Raw genomic sequence first — 12,336 nt, 5'->3', positions numbered from 1 at the left:
ATCTTAACGTATATATATTTAGAAAGTATATTACTAACCAGATATTGGCGAAATTATTTATGGCAAATTATAAAGTTGGTGTTGTTATTGTATCATATAACGCGTCAAATGCTGTTCAAGTTACACTGGAAAGCCTCCGCCTTGCTAAAAACAAAACAAAATATGAAGTCATATTAATTGATAATGCATCAGAAGAAATTGAAAGAGATAAAATAAAAAATATGATGAATTATTATTCATCTGTAACGGGTGGCGAATGGAAACATATACAGCAAGAAAAAAACCTTGGTTTTTCGGGTGGTAATAACATTGGTATAGATTTATTTATTGATAACGATGAGATTTCTCATGTCTGTCTTCTTAATAGTGATGTCATTGTTTCTGACTATTGGTTAGACAGATTAATAGAAAAAAATGTCGATATTATTAGCAGTGTCACAAATAAAGCTGATGGTGAGCAATGTATTCCAGTTGATTATAAGGTTGAGCTAAATTCATGTCTGAATTTTAGAGGTGAATTGAATTCATCCTTATTTAATAAAATAAATTCATTCTCAGAAAAAAGATACAAAACATGGAAGGGTCATGTAGTTGACTCTGATATAACCTTTTTTTGTGTTCTTCTGACAAGGAAAGCTATTCTTGAGATCGGTCGTCTAGATGAGAAATTTTTTCCTGGCGGCTTTGAAGATGATGACTACTTGATTCGAGCTAGAAACTTAGGTTACTCAGTGTATCTTGCTCGTGATGTTTTTATTCATCATTGGGGATCTGCATCTTTTGGGCAGTTGCAATATGAATATTTCAGTGGGCGTGCTGCTATAAATAAGGAATATCTAGAACAAAAACATTCTATTACATGGAAGCGAAGACCAGAGAAACCATTTGTATCTTTCAAAATGGATATCTTGTATGCACTAAATAACGTTAAGTCACCTGAAGAATTTAAGTATTTTATACTAGAGTATATTGATGAACTAACCACGACATTAAATTATTTTGATGAAGAGTTTAATAATATTCTTGGTGCGCTACGTGCTGCAAGCATAGTTTCTGATAATGAACTTCAGTTTAAAATAACTTTAGCTGAGGAATTTGGCGATATAAAAGAGATTTGGAATGAAATAACTCTTCTCATTACAAAATTCCTACACGATAAGACCCTTACCCAGAAGGATAAAGAGTTACTTCTATCAAAGTTAGATCTTATCATAGATGCGGTATATCATCGTGTAGATTGTAATTTTGCTATGCATCGTGTCATAACTGCTCATCAAAAAAATATAGAGAAAGATGAGCCATCTTTAGTTGAGAGCAACATATCAAAATCACCAGTCCCACAATTTACACAAACAAAAATTGAAAAGGTTAAGTGGTTTATAAAACATGCAATATCATTCATTATTCGCTTTGACGGGATTGTTTTCTTTGGGGGTTATCCCTATCCGGAAAGGCAAAGTGATGGATATTTTCAGCGTATTCAAATTATTGATAGATTATTTACTGATCGCTGGCGTGTATATGTTGAAAGTGATGAGCTTAAAGGTCGTGATAAATGGTTTGATAGACCAGAGAGCAAAGTGTTGGTGTTGAGAATTACTGGTGGCAATAAAAGAAAATTAATGGTCAGAATGTTAGCTTTAATCTCTGTCCTACGCTGTAGAAAAATATATTTCCATAGTGTATTGAGAATGAGAGATAATTTATTTGGACGATTAATGTATGTTCCATTTATCAAAAAGGCATTAGATGTTCATGGTGTGGTCCCCGAAGAGTTTCGTATGCATAGTGATTTTTATAGTGCCGTGCTATATGAGAAAGAAGAGCAATTAGCTGTAAATAAGGCAGGGCTAGTTATTGTTGTCACTGATGCAATGAAGAGTTATCTCACACAAAAGTTTAGAGATAGTCTTAAAGCGGATATTGTTTCATTTCCTATGTTTCCAACTATGCCACCGACGTTAAATGAGCGTCCTTATATAGATGGAAAACCAGTAGTAGTATATGCAGGTGGGTTGCATAAGTGGCAACAAGTATCAAAGATGATCGATGCGATGTCTAAAACCATAAATATTTGTCATCATAGGTTCTACTGTCCTCAACCAGATATATTTATGTCCATGTTGCCACATGAGTTGAAAGACAAAATTGATATTCAATCAAAATCTCATGATGAATTGACATCTTTATATGCCGAGTGCCATTATGGCTTTATCTTGAGAGAAAATATTATTGTTAATAATGTTGCATGTCCTACTAAGTTGGTTGAGTATCTTGCGATGGGTATTTTACCTATAGTGGATTGTGAAGATATAGGTGATTTTAAATCTTTAGGAATGAAATATATTCGTCTTTCAGATTTTTTGTTAGGGAATCTGCCTGACCCGCAGCTGCGAATGTCCATGGTAGCAGAAAACTTTTCTGTTTATGAAAAATTAAAGTGCGTTCGTAAAGTAGGTTCCCATCAGATATACGACTTTTTTACAAATAAGTCATCGTCATCTGTACATAAATTAAGAAATGAGATTACCCCTATAATATATAAGTTATTACCAGTTGATACTTTTCGAGGGGAATTTGCTCGCTTGTGCTATAGAACCCTAAAGGGAAAAAAAAAAATAGCTAGTTCTATAGATGTCAGTAAGTCATCATGCTCCTCAGTCAATATAAATCATGAATATGATCTTATTGTTCAGGTTGATAATTTTGAGGCTGGGGGGCTTGAGAATGTAGTGTTGGAGCTTAATGAGTTCCTAATGGAAAATGGCTATCGAGTATTATTGCTGGTTCTGGGGACGCAAGGTGTGTCGGTGCAAAGAGCCCGAGATATAGGCATGAGTGTCCATTGTATGGCTTATAGTAATGAGGCTTATATCGATTTACTTCAAGTAGTAAAACCTAAAATTGTCATGACACATTACTCCATTAATGGTGTAGGTATTTGCCATGAAAATAACATTCCATTTATTCAAGTCATACATAATTTGTATATGTGGTTTAATCCGCTTCAGAAGGCTGAATTTAAGCGTGCAGCTGAATTGACAAAAGTGTTTGTTGCTGTGTCTAGTGCGGTTAAAAACTATAGTGTTTCTAAATTAGCTGTACCTGAGGAAAAGTGCATTGTAATATCAAATGGAATTAATTTCGAACCATTTGACAAAATTGACAGAAATATCTCTAGGCTTAAATTAAGAACTGAATTTAGTATAGCTGAAGATGCCTTTGTATACATCGATGTCGGGGCTATAAATCATCAAAAAAATCATATTGCTGTATTACGTGCATTTAAGTCTATAGCGACAAAGTGCCCAGATTCGGTACTTGTTATTATCGGCCCTGCGTATGAACCTGATCTTTTACGGGAAATAGAAGAGTTTATCCTTGTTAATGACCTTGTGGATAGGGCGTACTACTGTGGTCAAGTAAAAAATGTTGATGAGTTTCTTGCTATGAGTGATGCTTTTGTAAGCGGAACAATATTTGAGGGGGGACCATTGACTCTACTTGAAGCTGTAAAAAGCGACTTGCCTGTTATTATGCCAAATGTTGGTCTTGCGAGTGATTTTTATGGAAAAAATGGGTTTGAAATAATTGATAGGGCTGTTGATATAGAAAATTATGATGGTCCTATATGGAGCATTCCAACGAGGCATGACTATGAGTCTGATCTAGCTGATGCCATGGTAAGGGTGTATTGCAACCCAGTTACGCCTCAATTATCTGCCGATGAATTCTGTAATATGAACAAAGATATTACGTATTCTAAATATAGGGATTTAGTTGATACAATAATATCAATTTCGAAACGGGCGAATTAATCAGTGTATTTACTAAATAGCATATGAAAAATTATTTAATTCGGTTTTTATATAAGGTGGCTAAAAATATATACTGGAAGTTGCCTTCTCCATTACGTAATAAACTGGTTGGTGAAGCGCACTCAGTAGTGCGGCAATTGAGATCTCTCGGTGGAGGTAATTACAAAAAAGTAAGTTGTGTGGACATTAGCTGGCATTTATTTAATGAGACGGTATTGTCTAAAAAGGATGATACTAAAAAAATTATTGTTTTTGAAAGAAATATTGATTGGGATATACCATTATTTCAGCGCCCACAGCATTTATCCGTTGCATTGGGTAATCTTGGCCATATAGTTATCTATATGACCACAGGCGATGGAGTAAAAGGGTTTCGAAATGTGGCTACTAATGTATGGTTATCAAATGATGAATCTGTTGCATTGATTCCTCATGCATACCACATTTTCCTAAGTACATCCTTAATGGCATCATCAAGAACGATAGAAAAGGTAAAAAAAAGTGGTTATGTTATATATGATTATGTTGATCACATAGATCCATTGATTTCTGGTAGTCAGCGTGAAATTTTACGTTTGCTCGATATGAAAAAGAAAGCTTTTTCTGGTTGTGCAGACTATGTTATCACTACTGCTAAGCAACTATACATGGAAGCAATCACACATGTGGATAGCTCTATATGTTCATATATACCAAATGGCGTTGACGTTGAGCATTACAGAAAAGCTATAAATACTGACTGTGTTTTGCCTGACAATTTGGTGGCATTTCGGAGTAAATATAGCATAACTGTTGGTTACTTCGGCGCGATGGCACCTTGGTTATGGTATGAGTTAATAGACTTGATTTCTTCCAAAATGCCAGACTTTGGGTTTATTTTTATCGGACCGGATTATCAAGGTGGACTGGAGAAACTTCCTTTAAAAGATAATATTATATATTGTGGTGCAGTCGAGTATAATAACTTACCATCATATGCTAAGTTATTTGATATTTCTTTTATTCCATTCGAGCCTAGTGAAATTGCTAGTTCAACGTCCCCTCTGAAGTTGTTCGAATATTTTGCCTTGGGGAAACCAGTAGTTGTTACAGAATGTATGAATGAGTGCACAGTTTATGAAGAAGTCTTTTCTGGTTCAGATGCTTTAAGTTTTATTAAAGCTATCAAATTGGCATCGCAATCTATTGGTGATTCTGCATATATAAGTAAATTGAGAGAGTTGGCTGAGAAAAATAGTTGGAGTGTTCGCGCAGAGCAGTTTGATAGAGATATTCTGAGTTAATACATTGGGAATCAATATGAAAAAAATAATGTGTGTTGTTGGCACTCGGCCAGAGGCCATTAAGATGGCTCCCGTGGTTAAAGCGTTACAGAATGCTGATGACTTTGATGTTATTGTTCTGGCAACGGCTCAGCATCGCGATTTGTTAGACCAAGCGTTTGCCCTATTCAATATTCAAGCGGACTATGACCTTAATGTGATGACTCCGGGACAAACGCTACCAGAGCTGACATCACGTCTAATGTTGAGCATAGATAAAACGCTGGATGAGGCAAAGCCCGACATGGTTATAGCTCAGGGTGATACAACAACAGTGTTTGTTACCGCTCTTGCATGCTTTTACAAAAAGATACCATTTGCACATCTAGAGGCTGGGCTAAGAACTCATGATCTATATTCTCCTTTCCCTGAAGAGGCAAATCGAGTTCTAGCTGGCCACTTGGCATGCTTGCATTTTGCTCCAACTTCCGTTTCCAGAGAAAATCTGCTTCGTGAGGGAATTTCACAAGAGCAGATTACTGTAACTGGCAATACAGTTATTGATGCACTCCTAGAAACAGCCAAGACTGACTTTAATCTAGGTATCGAGATCCCTAAAGATAAGCGAATTGTATTAGTAACATCTCATCGAAGAGAGAACTTTGGTCAACCAATAGTAAATATTTGTAAGGCGATTTTGGAGTTAATAGAAAAGCACGAAGATATTTATGTGCTTTTCCCTGTGCATCCCAACCCGAATGTCCGTGAGGTTACTGACCGTTATCTGCGTGGCCATGAGCGTATACAGCTAGTTTCGCCATTTGACTATGGTCCATTTGTGACGGCGATGAAGTCCGCATATCTTATTCTTACTGATTCAGGTGGAGTTCAAGAGGAAGCTCCGGCGCTTGGTAAGCCTGTACTGGTTTTGCGTCGTGACACAGAGCGTCCTGAAGCCGTAACAGAGGGGGTTGTCAGATTGATCGGTACAGAGACAATAGATATTGTTCGTGAGGCATCTCAGTTACTATCCGATAAAGTTGCATACGATAAGATGGCTATTGGTGCATCGCCTTATGGCGATGGTAATGCTAGTAAGCGCATTGTAGAGATAGTAAGAAATTACTTTAATAGCAAGCAAATATGAGACTGGTATATATATCACCTGTACCTTGGAGTAGTATAAATCAACGTCCACACTTTTTTGCGAAAATGGCAGTTATGTATGGAGTTGATGAGTTACTATGGGTTGAACCATATCCAAGCCGATTTCCTAATTTTGGAGATCTTCTTCCGGGGCGCCATGCCCCGGAACCATCAGGTCTTGCAAACATAGAGCATGTGCAGATTGTTTCGGCTGGTTCTTTAATGCCTTTAGAACCTATTGAAATATTATTTGATTTCTTCAATGGTAGTCGTATTAATAAGTTAATTAACTCAATTCTTGAGTTTGTCGGAACGGAAAAGGCTGGTATTGTTATAGGTAAGCCATGTCGCCTTTCTCTTGCCTTACTCAAGGCAAGAGGCTGGGACTTCTCCTGTTATGATGCTATGGATGACTTTCCATCTTTTTATCATGGCCTATCTAGAACACACATGGCTCTAATGGAAGCTAATCTCATCAAAGAGGTTGATATCATAATGTGTTCTAGCCATGAGTTATATGACAAGTTTATTCATGATAAAAAGTTGCTAGTTTTAAATGCCTGTGCTGATGGGGTAACTAAAGAGCAAGATGTTGACAAAAGTCAGGGGCATGTTTTTGGTTACATTGGGACGATTGCTAGTTGGTTTGATTGGAAATGGGTAATAGAGCTAGCCAATTTAAATCCAACATCATCTGTTCATCTATTTGGCCCTGTCAAGAGCAGACTCCCGACATGTTTGCCAAAAAATGTTATTTTGAAAGGTGCCATACCTCATAGTCAAGTCATGTCAGAAATCTCGAAATTTGATGTGGCAATCATCCCTTTTGTTATCAACGAGATTACCCGGTTTGTTGATCCAGTAAAATACTACGAATATGCGCTTGCAGAAATACCTATTCTCTCGACTAACTTTGGCGAAATGGTTTGGCATCATAGAGAGATTATAAATAAAAGCAATTGTCATTATTCTATACCTAGCGGGACATTATTTTTTGCGCATGACCATATGAAAGCAAGAGTGCCCAGATGGAGTGATCGTTTCGCTGTGTTGTTTGATGAGGTTTTTCAACGTTGCTCTTAATATCAATGGTGTTATTTAATCCTGATAAGATATTGTTAGGTACAGTTTTTGATAAGTTTTTTGATGCGTTGAACTCATTTAATCATCATGATTTATCCACTAACCTAGTTGTTATTGATAATAGTAGTCAACCATCAAAAGAAATTAAAGAATATATAGAATCCATCCAATGCTTTAACTCAATAAAATATATTGGCCGTGATGATAACCCTGGCTTTGGGATCGCACACAACCAATCCATGCGATATGATAGCAGTTTAAAATACCACCTTATCCTCAATCCTGATCTTGAAGTTGCTCCAGATGCACTGAAAAATGCGCTCGAGTTTATGGAGCAACATCAGGATTGTGGATTATTGACACCTTTCGCTACGTGGGAAGATGGTGAGGTACAGCGGCTTTGCAAACGCTATCCAACCGTATTTGATTTATTGCTGCGCGGTTTTGCGCCCGCATTTGTGAAGAAGTTATTCCAGACTCGCTTGGCGAAATATGAGATGGCAGACCAGCTCAACGATCGTGACGTGCTGTGGGACCCACCCATTGTCAGTGGTTGTTTTATGATATTTCGCACAGATGTTCTACAGCAGCTCGGAGGGTTTGACCCTCGCTTCTTCCTCTATTTTGAAGATTTTGACATCAGTTTGCGGGCAGGAAAGATCAGCCGGATTGCTTATGTCCCTCAGGTGAAGGTCGTTCATCACGGTGGGCATGCATCCCGCAAAGGCTGGCGCCATATCTGGATGTTTGGGCGTTCCATGGTGACTTTCTTCAATATTCACGGTTGGCGTTGGTGGTAATGGCAGATATCAAAAGTACAGTCTTGGTGACAGGTGCCAACGGATTTGTAGGCAAGGCGGTCTGTGAACACTTGCTGGCGCTGGGGGCGAATGTGAAAGGTGCAGTACGCAGTAGCCCGCTCGCTTCGTACCAGGTTCAGGCTCCCTCTCTGACTGCCGATGCCAACTGGATAGCCCAATTGCAACAAGTGGATGTGGTTGTTCACTGTGCTGCCAGGGTGCATGTGATGTCGGATACCGCGACAGATCCCCTGGCAGCATTTCGAGCGGTGAATACAGAGGGCACCCTCGCTCTTGCCCGGCAGGCTGCTGAGGCGGGGGTGAAGCGCTTCATCTTTATCAGTTCGATCAAAGTGAATGGCGAGCAGACCGAGCCAGGCAAGCCATTTGATGAGAATGTGCAAAGTCCGCCAGAAGATCCCTATGGACGCTCGAAGTATGAGGCGGAACAGGGGCTGATGGCACTCGCGAAAGAGTGTGGTATGGCTGTAACCATCATTCGTCCTCCTCTTATCTATGGAGAAGGAGTGAAGGCTAACTTTGCCAGCATGATGACCTGGGTGCGCAAAGGGATCCCGCTCCCTTTTGCCCGTTTGACCAATGCGCGTAGCCTGTTGGCGTTACCTAATTTGTGTGACTTCATTGCCCATGCGATGGCGCACCCTGCTGCAGTGAATCAGGTCTTTTTAGTCGCAGATCCTGTCGCAGTGTCGACGTCGCAGTTATTGGCGGCGATTGCAGAAGCAGAAGGCGTTAGCTGTCGGCTCTTTTATCTCCCACCAGGAGTAATAAGAGTGCTTGGACGCTGTTTGGGGATTGATGCCAAGCTACAACGGATTTATGGCTCTCTGGAAATGGATACCCGCAAGGCTCAGAGCCGATTACAATGGTCGGCACCCTATTCGCTCTCTCAGACTCTATCTCTGATGGCGTCAATCCATAGTGAGTCGTCTTGATGCTGGCATTTGTTTTGTTGTCGATATTTTGTCTTTTTCTTTCAATCACCATGACCGGCCTGCTCAGGCGCTACGCCCAGACCCGCTTGCTTGACCAACCCAATCATCGCAGTTCGCATCAGGTGCCTACCCCGAGAGGCGGTGGCATGGCTATCGTGGCGACCTTTCTGCTGGCAGCCCCGTTGTTTATCACCCTGATCCCACTGCCCTCTGGCATATCCCAGAGTAGCTTTGCATTGATATGGGCTGCGGCGCTGGGGATTGCCTTGGTTGGTTTTATCGATGACCACATCTCTCTCAAGCCCCGAACCCGCCTGATTGTGCAGAGCATGGCGGCAGCTTTGGTGGTTTCTGCGGTTGATGGTTTGCCAGCGCTGACCTTCTTTGGTTGGCAGTTGGATCTTGCCTGGTTTGGTTACCTGCTGGCCTGGCTGGGGGTGATCTGGTTTATCAATCTCTACAACTTTATGGATGGCATCGATGGCTTGGCTGCAGGTGAAGCCGTTGTCGTCTGCCTGTTCATGGTGTTATTTCACTATCTGGTTGGGGGAGAGTGGTCGTCTGCCAGTTTGATCCTGCTACTGGGGATTTCGGCGGCTGGCTTCTTGTGCTGGAATTTTCCACCCGCCAGGATCTTTATGGGGGATGGTGGCAGCGGATTTCTTGGCTTGATGCTGGCTTCCCTGATGCTGCTGGATGCTGCTTCTGCTCCTCAATTCCTGTGGGCATGGCTCGTCATGCTCGGAGTCTTTGTGGTTGATGCGACCTGGACGTTGCTGAATCGCTTTCGCCTGAAATGCCGTTTGAGCCAGGCTCATCGGACCCATGCATTTCAGTATGCGGCGAGGCGTTGGCAGAGCCATCGAAACGTGACTTTGGCTGTGCTTCTTATAAATAGCCTCTGGCTTGCGCCGATCGCTGTCATGATTGTATTGGGCCAGCTCGATGGTGTGAGCGGTCTGGTCATTGCCTACTTGCCGTTAGCTTTTCTTGCGTATCACCTGAATGCAGGAGTACCAGAATGAGAAATGAGCTTTTACCCAGTGGGAGCTGGCTACTGACTTGCCTGGGCTCCCTGTCACGAGCCAGCAAGCGTGCCATCTCTGTCACCGTTGATATGCTCCTGATCACCATGACCTATTGGGGAGCGTACTGGATCCGGCTTGAACACAACTGGCCAATCGATAGCCCGCATCACTGGGCACTGCTTGGCGCAATTATCATTGTCAGCATCGGTCTGTTTGTAAGGCTGGGGCTTTATCGTGCAGTGCTCCGATATGTCAGCTTTCGGGTGCTATGGACAATCTCGCTAGGGGCATTTCTTTCAACCTGTTTCTTTGTTCTCTCTGCGTTTTACTTCGATATCTTTCTGCCGAGAACGGTCTCGGTTATCTATCTCTCCTTTTTGGTGTTACTGGTTGGCGGTGTGCGGCTGTTTTTCCGGGCGCTCCTTAATACCACCCGTTTGGCTCGCACCCAGGTGTTGATTTACGGCGCGGGCTCTTCGGGTCGACAGCTGCAAATGGCCTTGTTGCAAGGCAATGAGTTTTATCCCGTCGCCTTTATTGATGACGATCCCGCCAAACAGGGATGCGTGATCCAGGGTTGTACCGTTTATCACAGTGCTCAGCTGCCAACTCTGATTGACCACCATGGGGTGCAGAAGATCTTGCTGGCTATGCCGAGCAGCACCAGGGCTCGCCGTCAGGAGGTGATCAATGCACTTGAGCCCCTATCTTGCGAAGTGCTCTCTATCCCGGGGATGGCCGATCTGGTCAATGGCTCTGCCCGCATAGATCAGCTCAATGAGGTCTCCATCGACGATCTATTGGGCAGAGATCCGGTAGAGCCTGTGACCACCTTGATGGAAGCCAATATCAAGGGCAAAGCGGTCATGGTGACAGGTGCCGGTGGCTCTATTGGTTCTGAGCTCTGTCGCCAGATCTTGCGGTGCCGACCATCCACTCTGGTACTGTTCGAACTATCCGAATACGCCCTCTATGTCCTGCACAAGAACCTGCGGGAGCAGTGTCAGCGTGAAGAAATCGAGACGGATCTGGTGCCGTTACTGGGGTCAGTGCAGCGCCAGCATCGTCTCAAGACGGTGATGCAGAGCTTCAGGATCCAGACCGTCTACCATACGGCTGCTTACAAACATGTCCCGCTGGTTGAGTTCAACATCATTGAAGGGGTTCGTAACAACGTATTCGGCACTCTTTATGCGGCACAGGCGGCCATTGAGGCAGGGGTTGAAACGTTCGTGCTGATCTCTACCGATAAAGCCGTGCGGCCAACCAATACCATGGGGGCCAGCAAGCGTCTGGCCGAGTTGATCTTGCAAGCCTTGACCCGCGAGAAGCACAGCACCCGTTTTTGTATGGTGCGTTTTGGCAATGTTCTTGGATCTTCTGGCTCGGTGGTGCCGTTATTCAGACAGCAGATAGATAAAGGGGGGCCCATCACCCTGACTCACCCCGATATCATCCGTTACTTTATGACGATACCTGAGGCTGCCCAGCTGGTGATCCAGGCAGGTGCCATGGGGGAGGGGGGCGACGTCTTTGTGCTCGATATGGGGCAACCGGTACGGATCATGGAGCTGGCCAAACGCATGATACGCCTCAGCGGTCTGACACTGCGTGATGAGCAGCGGCCCGATGGGGATATTGCCATTGAGGTGACGGGGTTGCGGCCGGGTGAAAAGCTCTACGAAGAGTTACTGATTGGTGATGATGCCAGAGGAACCGAGCATTCCCGGATCATGGTGGCACAAGAGAGCTGGCTGCCCTGGTCGCGACTGCGCCCCTTGCTGGCCTCGCTGGATGATGCTTGTCACCGTTTTGATCAACAGCAAGTGCGCGACATCCTGATGCATGCTCCGGCAGCCTTCGAACCGACGGATGGTATTTGTGATCTGGTGTGGCTGGCCAAACAGCAGCTACCACCAAGTGATAATGTTGTTAAATTGCCCTCACATAACATAGATTTTTTGCTTGCCAATCACTGAGTTTTTATATAGGCGCCCATTATTGGGCGCTTTTTTTTGCCCCCCCCTCAATTTGTTTGTTTTTTAATCGATCGAGCCAGTCGTGGACTAGATTGGCTACTCATTTTGATGAACCATAGGTACAATCCACCCCCGCTATTTCGGAATTATCCTACATTTTGGCGTGAAATATTGGTGCACAGTGTAGGGGTTATGGCGAATAGCTGGCGTGGCGACTGGTTTTGTCGCCCCTCTTGCCAGAGGTTGGTGATTGTAAATCACAAC

Annotated in this window: 8 protein-coding genes; all 8 read left to right on the top strand. The window is 42.9% G+C overall.

Going from position 1 to position 12,336, the window contains the following annotated elements; all coding sequences use genetic code 11:
* The first annotated feature begins 59 nt into the window (after positions 1-59).
* The 8 genes from WBR25_RS14330 (at position 60) to WBR25_RS14295 (ending at position 12,072) form a co-directional block, all read left to right on the top strand.
* Positions 60-3,818 (top strand): glycosyltransferase, encoded by a 3,759-nt coding sequence (locus WBR25_RS14330; protein WP_479748377.1) that lies wholly within the window; start codon positions 60-62, stop codon positions 3,816-3,818.
* Positions 3,819-4,033: 215 nt separating this feature from the next.
* On the top strand, positions 4,034-5,101 hold the full coding sequence (locus tag WBR25_RS14325) for a glycosyltransferase (RefSeq protein ID WP_479748375.1): 1,068 nt from the start codon (positions 4,034-4,036) through the stop codon (positions 5,099-5,101).
* Positions 5,102-5,117: 16 nt separating this feature from the next.
* Positions 5,118-6,227 (top strand): non-hydrolyzing UDP-N-acetylglucosamine 2-epimerase, encoded by a 1,110-nt coding sequence (gene wecB / locus WBR25_RS14320; RefSeq protein ID WP_479748373.1) that lies wholly within the window; start codon positions 5,118-5,120, stop codon positions 6,225-6,227.
* Positions 6,224-7,309 carry a glycosyltransferase family protein gene (locus tag WBR25_RS14315; RefSeq protein ID WP_479748371.1) on the top strand — a complete coding sequence of 362 codons (1,086 nt, stop codon included), beginning with the start codon at positions 6,224-6,226 and terminating at the stop codon, positions 7,307-7,309. The genes wecB and WBR25_RS14315 overlap by 4 nt, the downstream gene beginning before the upstream one ends.
* 32 nt (positions 7,310-7,341) lie before the next feature.
* Positions 7,342-8,109, top strand: coding sequence for a glycosyltransferase (locus WBR25_RS14310; protein ID WP_479748370.1), 768 nt, complete (start codon positions 7,342-7,344; stop codon positions 8,107-8,109).
* On the top strand, positions 8,109-9,065 hold the full coding sequence (locus tag WBR25_RS14305; RefSeq protein ID WP_479748368.1) for a UDP-glucose 4-epimerase family protein: 957 nt from the start codon (positions 8,109-8,111) through the stop codon (positions 9,063-9,065). The genes WBR25_RS14310 and WBR25_RS14305 overlap by 1 nt, the downstream gene beginning before the upstream one ends.
* Positions 9,065-10,090, top strand: a complete 1,026-nt coding sequence (locus tag WBR25_RS14300) for an MraY family glycosyltransferase (protein ID WP_201942240.1) — start codon at positions 9,065-9,067, stop codon at positions 10,088-10,090. The genes WBR25_RS14305 and WBR25_RS14300 overlap by 1 nt, the downstream gene beginning before the upstream one ends.
* Positions 10,087-12,072, top strand: coding sequence for a polysaccharide biosynthesis protein (locus tag WBR25_RS14295; RefSeq protein ID WP_479748366.1), 1,986 nt, complete (start codon positions 10,087-10,089; stop codon positions 12,070-12,072). The genes WBR25_RS14300 and WBR25_RS14295 overlap by 4 nt, the downstream gene beginning before the upstream one ends.
* Positions 12,073-12,336: the final 264 nt, after the last annotated feature.

Source organism: Aeromonas sp. MTB (assembly GCF_056632455.1).
The sequence above is the reverse complement of the archived record's forward strand: the minus strand, read 5'-3'. Positions and strand labels throughout refer to the sequence as shown.